This is a genomic window from Legionella sp. (assembly GCF_047605385.1).
Taxonomy (GTDB): domain Bacteria; phylum Pseudomonadota; class Gammaproteobacteria; order Legionellales; family Legionellaceae; genus Legionella.
The window spans coordinates 23,225-39,030 of the sequence record NZ_JASGFU010000018.1; the positions used below are offsets into that span (position 1 = coordinate 23,225).

The window sequence follows — 15,806 nt, forward strand, 5'->3', positions numbered from 1 at the left end:
TTGCCATTTTAACTAATATCATTCCTCAAGAATGGACAGGTATGAGTGCTAATGCATTTTCTCACCAAGAATTATCCAGGACATTATATCAATAATTGCAGGCAACGCATCCCATCACGCAAACTGTTTTATGTACATGGAGATAAGGTTGTGTCAGTTCGCATTTGCCTTGTTTCTGTAATTTAACCGAAATTTTGATACAATACATACTCCACGATGGAGTTTAGTAAACACAGCGGATGTAATTAAAGGTGTATTTATAGAGTTGTTGAGGAACTAAATCAAGCAATTAGCCCAATTCTATCGTGCAGTTTACGAGGAACCCATGATTAAATCAATTTATGCCTTCTTATGGCCCATCATCAAACCCTATCGTTGGTGGCTTGTTCTCATGTTTCAGGCAACAGTTTTAACGGGATTTTATTTCCCCATGAATAATTATGCCATTAAATCAATTGTGGATGCTTTTTCAGAACATGATATTTTGCAGTACAGTCAGCTTATAGTGCCGATTACCGTATTTATCCTGGCACAAATCGGACTAGATCTTTCCTGGCGAATTCATGATATTGCGGCTTGGCATGCGGAACCTTATGTGCATCGCGCTATTATTTTAAACTCGTATGATTATATCCAGCAGCATTCCTATAGCTATTTTCAAAATCATCCGAGTGGCATTATTATCAGTAGACTAAAAGGTATTATTGATGGCTATGAAAGTATTTTCTCAAGTTTATGCTATGTTGTAGGAAAATCTTTTTTAACTGTACTTATTTGTATTTTTTCACTTGCTTTTATCAACACATACATTTTTCTATTTATGCTTTTTTGGGGAGTCCTCGTTTCTACACTTACTATACCCATGTCATTTAAGTTAAAGCGATTAGCGGAAGTAACTGCTGACACTAAGCATGAAATTATGGGAAATTTATCTGACAATATACTCAATATTTTCTCATTATTTTATTTTTCCAAACGTAAGCAAGAGTTGCGTAAGACGAAAGCTCAAATCACAACGAACTACATACCCGCATTAATCCGAATTAAAAAATATTGGTTTTGGTTCTCATTGATGGGTTCAATACTCTATTGGATTATGCTTATTTCTGTATTTATATTTTCCATTTGGCTTAAACAGCAAAATCTTATTACAAGTGGTGATTTTGTATTTATTATAATGATCTCTATTACTGTCTCTTTTGAGCTTTGGATGTTTTCCTCTTTCATGTTTGATTTTATGAAAGAAGTCGGTAATTTCAAAGCAGCCTTTTCTATTTTAACCGTTCCTCATGAGAAGATAGATCGAGCTGATGCCAGGTCTTTTAATATTCAATCTCCTTCTATTGAATTTAAAGATCTTGCCTTTGCTTATCCGGATGGTAAAAATATATTCAATGACCTTAGCTTGCTCATTCCGGCAAGTCAACGTGTGGGGATTGTTGGGCATTCAGGCGCGGGAAAATCAACGCTGGTTTCGCTATTGCTTAAAAACTTTTTACCTACTCAGGGAGATATTTTAATTGATAATAGATCTATGAGCCAAATTACATGTGACTCTCTTCGTTCCCAAATTGCTTTAATTCCTCAAGATATTTTGCTGTTTCATCGCACGCTTTCAGAAAATATTGGTTATGCAAAGGATAACGCAACAATTGACGAAATTAGAGATGCTGCTAAAAAAGCGCATATTGATGATTTCATCCAATCTCTCCCAGATGGCTATAACACACTTGTAGGAGAACGGGGAATTAAGCTTTCTGGTGGACAAAGACAACGTATCGCTATTGCTCGCGCCATTTTAAAATCTGCACCAATTATTGTTTTAGATGAGGCCACATCAAGCTTAGACACAGCAACAGAGCAAGAAATACAACAATCTATTAATGATATGCTTGAGTCGAGTCACACCACAGTTATCGCTGTTGCTCACCGACTTTCAACCATAAGGCACATGGACAGAATTGTCGTTATGGATGCTGGCAGTATCATAGAAGACGGTACATTTGATCAACTGATGCTGATAAAAGATGGTTATTTTAAACGACTTTGGGAAACACAAATTAATGGCATGATTTTATAAACTATTGAAGTTTGAAAAACGCACATGATCTCATAAAATCACTCATATAAATTCACCTTACTTTTTGTAATTAGTACCTAAATACCCTAAAGTGAGAATTTGATTGGTATTTGAAACATTAGATTAGAATTAAAAATTATCATTTAGCCTCTTTAAAAGATACTTTATAGAATTTTTCTCCTCCTCTTTAAATCCGTTTAAAGCAAATTGATTTAGCTCATCAGCACATTTTTCAATAATTTTTTGGCAATTTCGTCCTTTTTTAGTCAATCTAATTTCAATAGCGCGCCTGTCCGTGGCACTTCGAGTTCTTATGATCAGCCCATCACGCTCCATACGATCAAGCGTTCTAACAGCCGTGGGTTGCTCGATACCAATCTGTTTATGCATTTCAGATTGAGTCAAGCCATCTTGCTGATAAAGAGCCATTAGAAAATAAGTATAGGCATCTGTAAGACCGTGTGGCTTCAGTAATTCATTGGCTTTTTTAATTAATAATCGACTTGCTTTTTTAATCAGGGTTGAGGGATACATTTTTTCTGTCCATTTTACATAGCTTGCTATATATTAACAAACTATGTAAAATTAATCTAGTTTCATTAACACGTGGGGTTTGTAATGATTAAACAACCAATTTACCAAATAGATGCTTTTACTTCCATATTATACACAGGCAACCCTGCTGCTGTTTGTCCGTTAGAATATTGGCTAGATGATACTGTTATGCAGCATATTGCCCGAGAAAATAATTTATCTGAAACCGCATTTATTGTTCCCGATGGTCAAGATTACCAAATACGTTGGTTTACACCCAATACAGAAGTTGATTTATGCGGCCATGCTACATTAGCCAGCGCTTTTGTTTTATTTGAGTTGTTAAAACATCAAGAACAAAAAATTGTCTTTAAAAGCAAAAGTGGGCTACTGACGGTAAAAAAAGAAGGAAATCTATTGCAAATGGATTTTCCTGGGCTGCCTTTTACAAAAATAGAAGCAAACAATGAGCTTATTGAAGCCATAGGAATAATTCCAGATGAAGTCTATCAAAGTACATTTGATATGTTATGTATTTTTAATGATGCAATGTCAATTAAAAAGGCGAAACCTGATTTAAATGCCCTGGCAAATATGTCTTGTCGAGGTATTATTTTATCAGCCCAAGATACAGAATATGATGTTTATTCAAGGTGTTTTTATCCTGGATGTGATGTTTCCGAAGATCCAGTAACAGGTTCTGCTCATTGTGTTATTGCTCCTTACTGGTGTGCACGCCTCAATAAGAAAAAAATTCATGCTCGCCAAGGAGGGAATCGTCAAGGAGAGCTTTGGTGTGAAGTAAACCAGGATAGGGTCATCTTATCAGGATACAGTCAATTATATTTACAGGGTGAAATTTGCGTTCCTTCAGTGCAAAAGGAGATTGTTCATGGCGCTTAAATTATTATCGCTTTCGGAAGTGAAGCAAAGTATCACCATGACTGAAGCCATTGACGCTATGGAAAGAGCATTTATTCAATTAGCGCAAGGAGAAGCGACCTTGCCTTTACGAACGGGTATTCCAGTAGGAGAAAATGGATTAACTCTGACCATGCCTGCTTATTTATCGGAAGAAAAAATCTTAGGATTAAAAGTAGTTTCTGTGTTTCCTAATAATGTACAACACGATAAGCCGTCCATTAATGGCACTATTTTACTGCTTGATGCTACAAGCGGCGAACCCCTTATGTTAATGGATGCAGGTTATTTAACAGCGCTTCGCACCGGTGCTATTTCTGGTTTAGCAACAAAATATTTTTCTAAAGACTTGCCATCAACTGTAGCCATTGTAGGCGCAGGAGTACAAGCTATCACTCAGCTTGAGGCAGTAGCTGCTGTACGCCAAATTGAAAAAGTATTTGTTTGGTCACGGCATCTAGAAAGTGCTGATAAATTTGCTAAGGAAATGGGTGCTTTCTATGATGTTCAAATTTGTGAGCAATTATCGGTTGCTTTAAAAAAATCAGATATCATTTGTACTGCCACAGCAAGTATAGAGCCCTTGATTCATCTATGCTATATTCAACCCCATGCACACATTAACGCGATTGGCTCACACCATCCCTCCATGCAAGAAATAAGCGGTGAAGTGCTCCAAAAAGCAGTGGTGATAGTGGATCAAATAGAAGCAGCTATGAAAGAAGCTGGTGAAGTTGTTAATGCTGTTGAACAACAAAAAATTAAAAGAGAGTCGATTATTGAAATAGGTTCTTGGTTACTCAAAAAAGCTCCTCATTTTCAGAAACAACTTACCGTATTTAAATCGGTGGGTCTTGCGATTCAGGATTTGGCGGTTGCTCAAGTTGTATATCAAAATGCTTTAAAAATGAATTTAGGCTCTACTTTTAAACTTACGTAATGAGGATAATCTTATGCAGCCTCTACATATTCAAACACCGCTTATCGAATCTCAATATTTAAAAAATAAATTAAATAAACAGGTTTACTTTAAATTGGAATGTATGCAACCGCCAGGGTCATTTAAGTTACGTGGGATTGGCGCATTATGTCAAGAAAAATTACAGCAAGGTGCAAAGACCTTTGTCGCATCATCAGGTGGTAATGCAGGCATTGCTGTCGCTTATTGTGGAATGAAATTAAATGTTCCTACCACGGTTTTTATTCCTAGCTCTAGCAACCCTATTTATATTGATGCAATTAAATCGTATGGTGCGAAAGTCATTGTAGCGGGTCTTGTATGGGACGAAGCACATCAAGCGGCATTAGATTTTGCTGAACAACATCAAGCAGCTTATATCCCTCCCTTCGATCATCCCTCTCTTTGGAAAGGGCATGCTTCTATGATTACAGAAACAATTCAACAAGGACTTTCAAAACCTGATGTCATTGTTCTGTCTGTTGGTGGCGGAGGCCTGGCGTGTGGTGTTTTGAAGGGGATGCATCAACATAAATGGGAGAATGTACCTCTTATTGCTGTTGAAACAAAAGAGGCTGATGCATTTGCTCAATCTGTAAAGTCAAATAAATTAGTTACTTTAGACGCTATTACCAGCAAAGCAACAAGCTTGGGAGCGAAACGAGTTGCGCAAAAACTAATGGATTGGACAAAAATTCATAAAATAGAAAACATTGTTGTTACTGATGAAGAGGCTGAACAGGCGTGTTGGAACTTTGCGCATGATCAGCGAGTTTTGGTGGAGTTGTCTAGTGGCGCTTCATTGTCTTTAGTTTATAACAATCATCCAGCACTTCATGATGCCGAATCAATTTTGGTTATTGTTTGTGGCGGGATAAATACTTCTTACTTTAATTGGCTTTTCTAAAACAGTATCTAAATGCAACAAACTACATGCTATTCCTAGCCCAAAAGCTGAGCCTATCAAATTATGGCTTGCGAAAGTTGGTTATGAACGAATGCAAGAAATGGTTGGTCTCTCTAAATCGTTTGATAGAGCTAGAGAAACATGGCAAAAGCATGATTATAGTAAAAAATGGATCCAGCAGCGAATGATGGGGCAAGAGACCCGGAATAAGCTCACTGATTATTGGAAAGAGCATGGTGTTAATAAATCAAAAGAATTTGCTATCTTAACCTATACAAGAAATGTCATGATAAAAATAAAAAAATAGTTCCTGAAAAATTACCAGAAATAATGAATGCTGGAGAAGCCGCGTGGCTAATAATGAAGTTGCGCGATTGGAACTTCAAAGAGGCGATTAATTTTATTGCCTTCACAGGGGAGGTCAATAGGTAATATCTTGAAGCGGAATCCAATCGTTCAACAAGCTTCTAATAGGCAAAGCGATCCGGAATCTAACCGTAGGAGATTGAAAAATATTTTGTCTCAATCGATGTTGATCACTCAGGGTGACCCAGTTGATCGATACTTGCAAGAGCGAGGTATTAATCTCGAAATCTATCCAAATTGTCTAAGGTATCACTCTAAATTACCTTACTATCATGATGGTATTGAGATAGGGAAATTTCCAGCAATGATTGCTTTGATTCAAGACTTAAATGGCAAGGGAGTTACTTTACATCGAACCTATCTTGGTGATGGCTGCAAAGCAAATGTTCCACAACCTAAAAAACTTATTCCTCCTGTTATTCCGGGCTCAAGTTTAGGTGGTGCAATACGCGTATGTCCTTCCATAGCGAATAAAACCCTGGTCTGTGCAGAAGGCATTGAAACAGCGATTGCAATTCATCTTGCATCAGGGTTACCTACCTGGGCAACTGTCAGTGCCACTGGAATGGAACGCGTTATTTTACCTCAAGAAATTAATGTAGACCAACGAAGTATACCAAAGTACTAGCTAAAGAGATCTGTACAGCTATTGCTTAGCAGTAAGGGTATAAAAGTACTGTGTCAAGAGCACTCCAAAAGACACCATATTCACCTGGCTAAAAGATAATAAAGATTTTTCCGACCAATACGCGCGAGCAAAACAAGCACAAATAGAATGTGTGGTAGATGAATTATTAGGCATTGCAGATGATGCATCTAACGATCAGATAGTTGACTCTGAAGGACAGCTTCACTTTAACAGCCAAGCTGTTCAACGAGCCCGACTTAGAATTGATACACGTAAATGGTTAGCATGTAAGTTGGTGCCCAAAGTATATGGTTCGTTCAAGCATGAAACTGTGAGGGATTTGTCAGTAGTGGAAAAGTTGATAAATGATTTAGAATTATGATTTATAAATAATCTCAGTTGTAATCAGTGCATTTTTTTACCATTAGGAGCATGAGGATCAATGGTGGCAAGACAAATGGCACCCTTTTCATCAGAAAAACCAACTAATAAGAACTGAGAGAGGAACCCTGCGATATTTTTCTCACCTAAATTCACGCAGCCAATTACCATACGACCTATCAATGTTTCGGGCATATAGTGCACTGTTATTTGTGCAGAAGTTTGGAGAACACCGATTTCAGGACCAAAATCTACCCAGACTTTATAAGCAGGTTTCTTGGCACGCAAAAAGGGTTCTACTTTTACAATTGTTCCGGAGCGTAAATCTACTTTTTCAAATTCTTCATAAGATATTATCATGTTATCACCTTAACGTTTTGCATAGACTGCAATAGACAGTATGATCATGCCCATCCCAAGTAATTGCCCTTTGGTTAATTGTTCACCAAGAACCATCCAAGCAATAATCACTGTAGCTAAAGGCATTATGGCCGTCGATAAGGAAGCCATGACACCATCCACCCTCTGACAACCAAAATTCCAAAACACATAAAAAAGACCAGAACTTAAGCCTAAAATAATTAAAATGAACCAATTAAAGGAATTAATAGAAAAATCACCCCATGCAGTAAAAGCTAGGCAGAATGCTAATAAAATAGCATTAATTCCATTCAGTAGAGAGGAGATGAGAAATACGGGTAGCGAATTAACATGCATCTTAGATAAAACGTAGTAAGTCGCTTCTGGTAAAAGGGAAGCTAAAACGAGAGCATCTCCCCAAAAAGAATGTCTTACTTTGATGCCGATAAGCTTGTCGCATGCAATAACAATTAAACCAAGCGTAGCAAAACCTACACAAACGGCTTTTTTACCAGATATTTTTTCACCAAGAATTACCCAGGACATGATAGCAATAATTGCAGGCAAGGCGCTGGTGATAATACCTGCTACGTTAGCATCCGTATAACGTAATCCCCATAATATCAGGAAATTAAACAATACCCCTGCAGATAATGCTTGAGCTAAAATAAAAAGCCAATCGCGTCGTTTTAATTTTGTAAAATAGGAATACACTGGTACTTTTTTCGCTGGTGTTAGCCAATGCAAGGGTAATAAAATAACCGCAGCTAATGCAAACCGAAGTGTCAATATAAAAAGTATAGGAATTGATGAGAGCACGTACTTGGAAAAAACAATATTAACGCCTACCATAGTCTGGGCCAGAATAAGAAACAGCATGCCTTGCAGGAAATAAGTACTCGATTTATTCACACAATAACCGATATCATTAAATGAATTTACAGTCTATCAATTTTTAAATTAAAATGAGTTATCCAATTCACGCATTTTCTTTGCTAATAACGTGTTAGATCTCCATTGAGAAGGTGATTCGCCAAATACTTTGGTAAATCGCCGACTAAATGCAGGTAAATTTTCATAACCCACTTCAAATGCGATTGCTTCAATAGAAGAATGTTTTTGCGATAACAACCTTTTAGCATGGTGTAGTTTCCTCATCCGCCAATACTCTGCAAGGCTACAGCCTATTGCTTGTTTAAAACGACGCTGCAATTGGCTAATACTCAAATGGCAATACTTTGCTATGTGACTAATATTTACGGGCGTACTGAAATAAGCATCGATCCAGTTTTTTGCTTTTATCACAACCGGATCAGGCTCTGGAGAAAACGAATTTGCTGTGAAATGAAATAGCAACTGATTGATTAAAGAATCGGTGAAAAAATCTCTCTCATTATGAACCAAATAGTGGTGCGTAAATTGTATGAATTTTTTAGTATTCGTAGTTAAGTTGAGAACATTGGATTTAGAGTGTTCATCAGAAGAATGGCTTTTACTGGTAATATCTACAACTAAAAACAGATTCTCTCGGCTCCCAGCGAAGGAATGCAGTTCGTTGGGTGCGATATAAACCCCAATATCGTTATTGATGAACCCCGAATAATAGCCTACTTCAAGCTCCATAGAACCTGAAACAGGTAATACTAATTGAGCAAAATCATGAGCATGACTGCAACTTTCAGTATGATAAGAACGAAGATCAATGCAATTAGTAAGCACTATACTGCCCCTAGATTACTGTTTATAAGTAAAAGATTATGATTGTATCACATTTGATCTGAGGCCTCTCCTCTGGGCAGATAAAATCAAGTCTATTAGATACAGGAAGCTCCGTTTGACTCACTCCCAACCTTAGTTTAAATTTTCTTCTTCGGCAGAGGCAACTCCTCTGCAGAAATTTTAAAGAGAGTTGTTAGCCACTCGTGATCTTCCCACTTTTCTCCTGAAATCAGTAAATAGGGTTTAGCACCTGGATATGGGCAAGCTTCAAAACAATAACCAATAAATGCTCGGCCAGCTTCAGTAGGTTTAACAAATAACTGGTCATCGCAGATCAAAGCAATGACTTTCCCATCACAATAAACAGCATATTCGCCAAACATTTTTTTCGCTGACATCTTTTTCCAGAGCCCGAAGTTTGCTCAAGAATAAAATCAACTGTACTTCGTCTAGATGCCATATTCTTTTCTACACAGACATTGGTGAACACAATTCGACTAACGTACCATTGGGACAACGAATATAAGATACTGTTTGACCCCAAGGTTTAATTATTGGTTTATTAATTGATAAAGCACCTGCTGCAAGAGCACGTTGATGTGCTTCGGCAACCAAATCAGTTACAAGAGCGATTTCTACACCTAAAGGTTGAGGAGATGAGTCAGCAGCTACATAACAGTAAAATAACGCTCGATTGATTTTATAGTATAAAACAATACTTTGTGGCGAAGTAAATACATCAAGTAACTGAAAATGTAGGGTAGAAAATTTCTTTAGCTGTTTTGAAAAATAATCTCGAAGATTATCAATTCCAGTAACCACACCTTTTGGGTCGCCCAAAACTTTTTGCACTACAGGCGAACAAAACTCAATCGAATCTGCATAATGTTTCATAATCAGATCTACATCATGCTTATTCTAGGCATCAAGCCATTCATGGGCAAATTCCCAAGCATTATCTCTATTAATCATTAAAATTTCTCCGTAAAAAATAATTCAGGCCTTCTGGCAAAATACCCTAATTGCATTATGTGTTTGATAACTATGCGTTTTTTCGATGACATCACAATCTAATATCTTAAATTTTGCTTCTTGTAGGATATTCTTGATTTCTTCCTCTTCAAAAAAAGCCCAGAATTTTTTAACATCACCCTCATAGCGTATATCTTGTTCTAAACTCTCACCTTTACCTTTTTTTAAAGTGATATAAAGATAACCGTTTTCTTTGAGGATGCAATGAATTTTCTGAATAACACTTGGGAATACTTTTTTAGATACATGCCCTAAAGAACAAGCAGCCCAGGCTCCATCAAAAGCAGCGTCGGGTAAATTCATAGCCTCAATATCCATTAATTGAAATTCAGCTAATGGGGCATTGCTTTTCGCGATATCAATAAGATTAGAACTCAAATCAATTCCTAAAACTGTGGCACCCATGTTGGTTAATAGCTTTGCATCCCTACCGGAACCACAACCAATATCAATAATTTTAGCATTAGGTGGAAGAAGCTTAATAAATTTTTCAATTGAACCAGTAGGAGCAAGAGTATTAACGTTGAAAGCAAACTCTTGTGCTGTAACTTGATAACTCTCTTTATTAATTTTTTTATAATCGGCAGTCTGCATTTCAACTCCTGTGCAATCTAAGCGTTTGGGGAATTTTATATGATGAGATATAAAGAAGAAAAGCATTTAGCCGAAAATTATCGGAGCGTTTTTCGATTAAGTGTACCCCAAAGTGTACCCAGAGAGGTGGTGAAGAAATTTGAATTTTACTAGAAGTCTTACTGTATATGGCTGCCCGGACAAGACTCGAACTTGTGACCTAATGATTAACAGTCCTGGACGGATGGTGGGATAAGAATAAATTAACTAATGCCAGAAAAAATTCAAGGAGTATTAAATAAAAAAATTATCTACTTTAATTTTATGTATTTTACTGACAGATATTGTTTGTGCTGATGATAATGGGCTAACAACGCAAGAATTGCATTTTTCTAAGGAGCGAATCCAGGAGCTTATAGATGAGCAAAAGAAGCATCCTGGAGTGCCGCGTTCTGCTAATAATTATTCTGAATCAATTAAAAATCAAGTTATTGAATTGGCAAAAGAAATTGATAATGGATAATAAATTTGTACTGATGAGGTTAACAGCCTCATCAAATTTGTAGTCGGGCGATTAATCTTGGAGATAATGACCAATGAAATGTAAGAGACCATGGTTATATTTTGGAGTCCTTTCAGGGTTCTTATCCGGCTTTCTTTATTTTGCTTATGGTGTTTATACTCATGGAAATAGCAGAGGTGTTGGGCCTTATAGTAGCACCAAAATCATGCAGCCAGGTACAACCATTCTTAGGATCTATGAATGAAAACAGAAATAAAGGTTTTTCAATTTATCCTTGGATTTTGTGTTGGCCTTGGACTATGGGGTTTAACTTTGATAATTTTATTAATCCTCAATTAACTTAATTGGTATTGATAAGCATTCCAAAATAATTTATTCGTTTCTGCATGAAACAGAGTTCGCGTCCTATAAATTTTTCTAGCAAAATCAAATGTAATTTGACGTATCTTAACATTAAAAAATAGTATTTTGCTCGTACTCATAGATGCTTCTTCAGGGTGAATTAAAAGATTATTCCATAAATCTAAGTCTTGGATATTATTTAAAAATGGCATATTAATTTTGGATAAATAGAGTTTAAGTTTGATTTTTTGTTTTTGCGATATTTTTTTTATCTTTTCTTCATAATTGTGAGAGATTTTTTGGTACTCGGACTTAACATTGAGCATCATAGCGATTTCATTTAATCAGTTATACGCGCGTGGCCAAAACTGGTCGCTCAAAGATATTGAAAATAAATATTTACCTAGACTTATAGGGCAGGACAATGTGCCCAGCTTTATTATTCATCTGGATAATAAGGCTATTGGTTTTATCCAATATTATTGTCTATCAGAACATTATCCAGAAGGTATTCATAAGGAAAGCTCCTTATTTAAAAGCTATCATCCCAATCAAATTGCTGGTATTGATCTGTTTATTTCTACCCACAAAAATCGAGGACAAGGGCTTGGGGTAGTAATTATCAATCAATTTATCAATGAGTTTTTGACTCATTTTCATTTAATAATTGTAGATCCAAATTATGATAATATTCATGCTATTCGGTGTTATGAAAAGGCTGGATTTAAGCAATCAAATTATAGTGAGGATTTGACCTACTGCATCATGCTAAAAAATATAGAGATGATTTAATGGATATTAAAATAGCATATTTAAAAGAGCATTCTGAAGCAATTCCGAGGCTTGCAAAAATTTGGCATGAAGTTTTGGGTAGCATTTGGATTTCTGATGCCTCTATTGAACAGATTAAGCAAGGTTTTTATGATGAACTAAATGATTGTTCCTTACCGCTAACCTTAGTCGCATTAAAGGGTTCTGAAGTCATTGGCGCTGTATCTTTACATAAAAAAGAGGAAATAAAACCAAGTTTAACGCCATGATTAGAATCACTCGTGCTGGATAAAGCTTATCAAAATCAAGGCGTGGGTAAATTATTAGTAGAAAAAGTAAAGCAAAAAGCGAGTGGTTTTAGAAATTTTGAAAATTATAGAGTGCGTGTTAAGGTGCTCTGTGGGTGATTATTGCTGCCCCCGTAATTGGGAAAGACCCAATTTCTTCAGCTTCTTTTTGCGTAAGGATCTTTTTTATTCTTGGTAGAGCCAACTCAAAATTTAGAGCATTAAAGGCCTTCAAGTCATCGAGGATATTTTCCTTTTCGGAAGGGTTCGTTGGTGGAAGGAGCCGCTCAAGCATTTCTACCATATCGTTGTCACTCATGTCCTGATAAATAGGTTGGTCTATGGCTCTGATTTCAGCATCCGTAGCTCTTTCTTGTAACAAGCTTAAGAAGGTTGTTTCTTCATCATAAAAATGAATAAGATTCGCAGCATAAAATTTTCTAAACTCTAAATAGAACAGTTTACCTTTGTATAATTTTTCTCCAGAATGCTCCAGCTCGGAGTGCTCCCCAAAAAGTGATTCAACTTCATCCTGGGTAAAAAATTTATTAAAAATAAATTCTTCTTCCCATCGGGCATGATTCGTCAGAGTGGAAACATACTCTTCAAGCTGGTTACAAAGAATTTCGATTTCTGCTGTATTGCGAAAATCAACTTTGGCCAAATAAATCAAGATTTGGCTTCCCAGCTCTTCAAGGAATTTATGGCAGGCAAATAGGTGTGATTCTCTTTTCATTTTAGAGCCTTCATTTCAAGCTTCATGACGTAATGTGGGACTGGGTGCCAGGAAGCGATGAAATCACCAACTATTTGAAATCCTGTTTTTTGATAAACATGGACGGCCTTTTTATTTCCTTGTTCGGGATCAATAAATACTTCAGAAACATCCGAAAACTGGCTCATCAAAAACTCTTTGATGACTTGAGTGGCGAGCCCTTTTCCTAAATATTGTTGATCGCAAATAAAAATATCTAAAGTGATCGCTAAGCCATCGGTTTCACGATATTTAGCATATTCACTTATCTCTTCTTTAAGTACATTAGATGTTAGCCGGTATACAAAAGGATGGTCACCTTCATAACCGATCCAATGCTGGGTTAAATCGGAGGTACGCTCAATTTTTTGTGTTGTTACGTAATACTCGATAAATTTACTCAGTCCAGTAAGTGTATTTTGAAGCCCAGCCCCATGAATCCATTCCTGTATATAATCTTGTTTTAACCATTCATGAACAAGCGCTTGTTGTGATGCCATGACGGATCTAAATGTAAAGCGATAATTGTTGCATGGCTTTATCCTTCAAGAAGTTAATCATATCATTATTTGATAACTTAGAGGGACTTTGTTAGTACATATCGATACATCAAATAAGTACCAATGATAAAAAAATATATTCCCACTATCCATAAGCCGATTAAGGGATCTAATAATCCACCCACAAAAATAAGTCCAGCTATGCAAACTTGAATAACTAATGCTAATAAAAATGCACTTACCTTTTTTCCCGTATTCAATTTAGATTGGATTCCTGAAATTCATTTAATAGAATTTTTGACTAAGATCCTATCTACATATCACCAGTTTGACCAAAACAGAGGTTGCAGATAGGTATCAAAACTATTTTAAGTCGATGTCATTCGCTAAGGAAATGACGCTATTTAATACATCCTTAGAATAAGTTTTATTAGCGCAGTCTAGTTTTTTATCAAATCCTTTTTCATACCATTCAACTTTATAGGAATACCCCGAACTATTATTGCCTTTTACAAGTTCAATGGTTGGTTTATTATGAACTTTGTAAGTTAAGAACTCTTCAATTAATTCATTACCACCATGAGCTAACTTAGTATTATGTTCAGAATAAAGGCAAGTAAGTTTATCTTTAACAAAAAGCTCAACAACACCAGTCCATCCTTCTTTTTCATAGCCTTGGTTTATCTCTCTATAAACCCCCATATTTGAAAATCCTAGATGATTTGTATAGGTATTTGAAGGGATAGTTTTATATTCATAAGCAATCGGTAGCTCACTAATTGATTGTTTAAGGCCTTTATTTTTGAGCCCCATGCTGCCTTTAAAATGTATTATATTTTCTTGCGTTAATAGGTCTCTTGCAGTGGAGTTAAATTCTTCTACGTAACCTCTAGTGATCATGTCATCATGTATTTTTTTAAACTCATTGATAGTTTCTTTTATAAATTGAGCATCTTTATCGTTCTTTATAGAGGGTTTCATAAAATCTTTTAATTTTACTATCTTAATTTCATCATCTAAAAGATAGTAATTTGATTGAGCTGACATTACTGGAAATGCAGCGGCTGTAAAAAATGCAATAGTTAAAAATTTATTCATATCTTAATCCCACCATCCATCATAAATAGAACAATCTCCCACTGTTTCTTCTGCAAATGGGACTTTTCCTTGGCCGTAGTCAATAAAAAAATGGTACCCGGTTACAACCCAGCGATGATCTCCAAGAGGAGCTTCATTCCAATGAACAGCAGCTTGCCTCCAAGTTAAAGCCCATCCGGTATCAATTCCATGATCATATTGCGTTCCATAAATATTATGATGAAGCGAAACAACTTTCCATCTATAAGAATGATGAGCATTCCATGTGATTGATTCATTATTCGCGCAATTAGCTCTGCTATGTGCGGTTGTTTCCCATACCCCTGCATGTGAAATCACAGCTATAAACATTAATGCGCAATTAGTTATTTTTTTATAATCCAAATTAATCTCCTTTATATGTGCTTGCCTTAAAACATGGTTTCCTTATATTTAACTGCTAAACTTATATAACTTTAGCGTGATTAGCTATAATTTTTATTTCCTGTGACAATCTAGCTTCTTTTTTCTGAAATATTAGAAAACGCAATAAATGATACCTAGTACTAATAATGCCGATAGAGATACACATGTTCCCATGCGAATTTGCTGTACGTTCATTTCAGTGAAAGTAAATTTCATGCTTTTTAAAACAGAAATAATTAATTTAAACGGAACCCGCGAAAAAAAATTAATAAAAGGATACATAAGAAAGGCGATAGCTATTGAAAGAAGATCGTTCCTATTATCAAGCCATTTAGAAAAAAGTACACTAATAATACTTGCTAAAATACTTTGAAAAAGTGCGGACATAACGACAATGTTTCCTTACATATTGAGAAGGTAGCTTATTCCATTCTTCTACATTGCTTCTACATGAAATTTTTATATTTCATGAGAATAACCGTAACTACTTGATTTAATTGGCTCACCGGACAAGACTCGAACTTGTGACCTAATGATTAACAGTCCCGAACCTAGCTACTAACCGCAGCAATCCACAAAAAATAACAACAGTCAAATCATGGTGTTACGTAAAAACAATCGTTGCCAATTACCATCATCTATTGCTGTTTCTCGCGGGCTAGTGTCC

General features: G+C 36.0%; 22 protein-coding genes and 1 pseudogene. 10 read left to right on the plus strand and 13 right to left on the minus strand.

Annotated features, from left to right (window positions below; translation table 11 throughout):
* Positions 1 to 325 precede the first annotated feature (325 nt).
* Positions 326 to 2,080: an ABC transporter ATP-binding protein gene (locus tag QM652_RS06010; RefSeq protein ID WP_415073835.1), complete on the plus strand. Its 1,755-nt coding sequence runs from the start codon at positions 326 to 328 to the stop codon at positions 2,078 to 2,080.
* Positions 2,081 to 2,209: 129 nt separating this feature from the next.
* Here the strand turns inward: QM652_RS06010 and QM652_RS06015 are convergent, their stop codons facing one another.
* Positions 2,210 to 2,614: a MarR family winged helix-turn-helix transcriptional regulator gene (locus QM652_RS06015; protein WP_415073837.1), complete on the minus strand. Its 405-nt coding sequence runs from the start codon at positions 2,612 to 2,614 to the stop codon at positions 2,210 to 2,212.
* An 84-nt stretch (positions 2,615 to 2,698) separates the two neighbouring features.
* Between QM652_RS06015 and QM652_RS06020 the strand changes: the two genes are divergently transcribed.
* The 6 genes from QM652_RS06020 (at position 2,699) to QM652_RS06045 (ending at position 6,776) form a co-directional block, all read left to right on the plus strand.
* Entirely contained in the window at positions 2,699 to 3,517 is an 819-nt protein-coding gene (locus tag QM652_RS06020) for a PhzF family phenazine biosynthesis protein (RefSeq protein WP_415073839.1), read from the plus strand.
* Positions 3,507 to 4,475, plus strand: coding sequence for an ornithine cyclodeaminase family protein (locus QM652_RS06025; RefSeq protein WP_415073841.1), 969 nt, complete (start codon positions 3,507 to 3,509; stop codon positions 4,473 to 4,475). The genes QM652_RS06020 and QM652_RS06025 overlap by 11 nt, the downstream gene beginning before the upstream one ends.
* Before the next feature lie 13 nt (positions 4,476 to 4,488).
* Positions 4,489 to 5,400: a pyridoxal-phosphate dependent enzyme gene (locus tag QM652_RS06030; protein ID WP_415073843.1), complete on the plus strand. Its 912-nt coding sequence runs from the start codon at positions 4,489 to 4,491 to the stop codon at positions 5,398 to 5,400.
* Between the two features lie 91 nt (positions 5,401 to 5,491).
* The gene (locus QM652_RS06035) at positions 5,492 to 5,707 is read left to right on the plus strand and encodes a hypothetical protein (RefSeq protein WP_415073845.1); all 216 of its coding nucleotides are present in this window, start codon (positions 5,492 to 5,494) and stop codon (positions 5,705 to 5,707) included.
* 129 nt (positions 5,708 to 5,836) lie between these two features.
* Positions 5,837 to 6,394 (plus strand): hypothetical protein, encoded by a 558-nt coding sequence (locus QM652_RS06040; RefSeq protein WP_415073847.1) that lies wholly within the window; start codon positions 5,837 to 5,839, stop codon positions 6,392 to 6,394.
* A gap of 76 nt (positions 6,395 to 6,470) precedes the next feature.
* Positions 6,471 to 6,776, plus strand: coding sequence for a hypothetical protein (locus QM652_RS06045; RefSeq protein ID WP_415073907.1), 306 nt, complete (start codon positions 6,471 to 6,473; stop codon positions 6,774 to 6,776).
* Between the two features lie 23 nt (positions 6,777 to 6,799).
* Here the strand turns inward: QM652_RS06045 and QM652_RS06050 are convergent, their stop codons facing one another.
* The 7 genes and pseudogenes from QM652_RS06050 to QM652_RS06080 all read right to left on the minus strand — a co-directional run bounded on the left by QM652_RS06050 (position 6,800) and on the right by QM652_RS06080 (position 11,653).
* Positions 6,800 to 7,135, minus strand: a complete 336-nt coding sequence (locus QM652_RS06050) for a tRNA-binding protein (RefSeq protein WP_415073849.1) — start codon at positions 7,133 to 7,135, stop codon at positions 6,800 to 6,802.
* A 9-nt stretch (positions 7,136 to 7,144) separates the two neighbouring features.
* Positions 7,145 to 7,987 carry a DMT family transporter gene (locus tag QM652_RS06055; RefSeq protein ID WP_415073909.1) on the minus strand — a complete coding sequence of 281 codons (843 nt, stop codon included), beginning with the start codon at positions 7,985 to 7,987 and terminating at the stop codon, positions 7,145 to 7,147.
* Positions 7,988 to 8,095: 108 nt separating this feature from the next.
* A complete protein-coding gene (locus tag QM652_RS06060) occupies positions 8,096 to 8,857 on the minus strand; it encodes a helix-turn-helix domain-containing protein (RefSeq protein ID WP_415073911.1) in 762 nt (253 codons plus the stop codon).
* Positions 8,858 to 8,991: 134 nt separating this feature from the next.
* Positions 8,992 to 9,252: a TfoX/Sxy family protein gene (locus QM652_RS06065; protein ID WP_415073851.1), complete on the minus strand. Its 261-nt coding sequence runs from the start codon at positions 9,250 to 9,252 to the stop codon at positions 8,992 to 8,994.
* Positions 9,253 to 9,322: 70 nt separating this feature from the next.
* Positions 9,323 to 9,760, minus strand: a pseudogene (locus QM652_RS06070) (hypothetical protein); the annotation flags it as partial.
* Between the two features lie 90 nt (positions 9,761 to 9,850).
* Positions 9,851 to 10,480 (minus strand): class I SAM-dependent methyltransferase, encoded by a 630-nt coding sequence (locus QM652_RS06075; RefSeq protein WP_415073853.1) that lies wholly within the window; start codon positions 10,478 to 10,480, stop codon positions 9,851 to 9,853.
* Between the two features lie 837 nt (positions 10,481 to 11,317).
* A complete protein-coding gene (locus tag QM652_RS06080) occupies positions 11,318 to 11,653 on the minus strand; it encodes a hypothetical protein (protein WP_415073854.1) in 336 nt (111 codons plus the stop codon).
* Between QM652_RS06080 and QM652_RS06085 the strand changes: the two genes are divergently transcribed.
* Genes QM652_RS06085 through QM652_RS06095 form a run of 3 tightly spaced genes read left to right on the plus strand, consistent with a single transcriptional unit; the run spans position 11,643 to position 12,502 of the window.
* On the plus strand, positions 11,643 to 12,116 hold the full coding sequence (locus QM652_RS06085) for a GNAT family N-acetyltransferase (protein WP_415073856.1): 474 nt from the start codon (positions 11,643 to 11,645) through the stop codon (positions 12,114 to 12,116). The genes QM652_RS06080 and QM652_RS06085 overlap by 11 nt on opposite strands.
* Entirely contained in the window at positions 12,116 to 12,364 is a 249-nt protein-coding gene (locus QM652_RS06090) for a hypothetical protein (protein ID WP_415073857.1), read from the plus strand. Before QM652_RS06085 ends, QM652_RS06090 begins: the two co-directional genes overlap by 1 nt.
* Positions 12,365 to 12,376: 12 nt before the next feature.
* Positions 12,377 to 12,502 (plus strand): hypothetical protein, encoded by a 126-nt coding sequence (locus QM652_RS06095; protein ID WP_415073859.1) that lies wholly within the window; start codon positions 12,377 to 12,379, stop codon positions 12,500 to 12,502.
* Here the strand turns inward: QM652_RS06095 and QM652_RS06100 are convergent.
* The 5 genes from QM652_RS06100 to QM652_RS06120 all read right to left on the minus strand — a co-directional run bounded on the left by QM652_RS06100 (position 12,483) and on the right by QM652_RS06120 (position 15,526).
* A complete protein-coding gene (locus QM652_RS06100) occupies positions 12,483 to 13,118 on the minus strand; it encodes a hypothetical protein (protein WP_415073861.1) in 636 nt (211 codons plus the stop codon). The two genes, QM652_RS06095 and QM652_RS06100, sit on opposite strands and share 20 nt — an antisense overlap.
* A complete protein-coding gene (locus QM652_RS06105; protein ID WP_415073863.1) occupies positions 13,115 to 13,636 on the minus strand; it encodes a GNAT family N-acetyltransferase in 522 nt (173 codons plus the stop codon). Before QM652_RS06105 ends, QM652_RS06100 begins: the two co-directional genes overlap by 4 nt.
* 363 nt (positions 13,637 to 13,999) lie before the next feature.
* The gene (locus QM652_RS06110; protein ID WP_415073865.1) at positions 14,000 to 14,734 is read right to left on the minus strand and encodes a hypothetical protein; all 735 of its coding nucleotides are present in this window, start codon (positions 14,732 to 14,734) and stop codon (positions 14,000 to 14,002) included.
* Positions 14,735 to 14,737: 3 nt separating this feature from the next.
* On the minus strand, positions 14,738 to 15,118 hold the full coding sequence (locus QM652_RS06115; RefSeq protein ID WP_415073867.1) for a hypothetical protein: 381 nt from the start codon (positions 15,116 to 15,118) through the stop codon (positions 14,738 to 14,740).
* A 132-nt stretch (positions 15,119 to 15,250) separates the two neighbouring features.
* Positions 15,251 to 15,526: a hypothetical protein gene (locus QM652_RS06120; protein ID WP_415073869.1), complete on the minus strand. Its 276-nt coding sequence runs from the start codon at positions 15,524 to 15,526 to the stop codon at positions 15,251 to 15,253.
* Between the last annotated feature and the right edge of the window lie 280 nt (positions 15,527 to 15,806).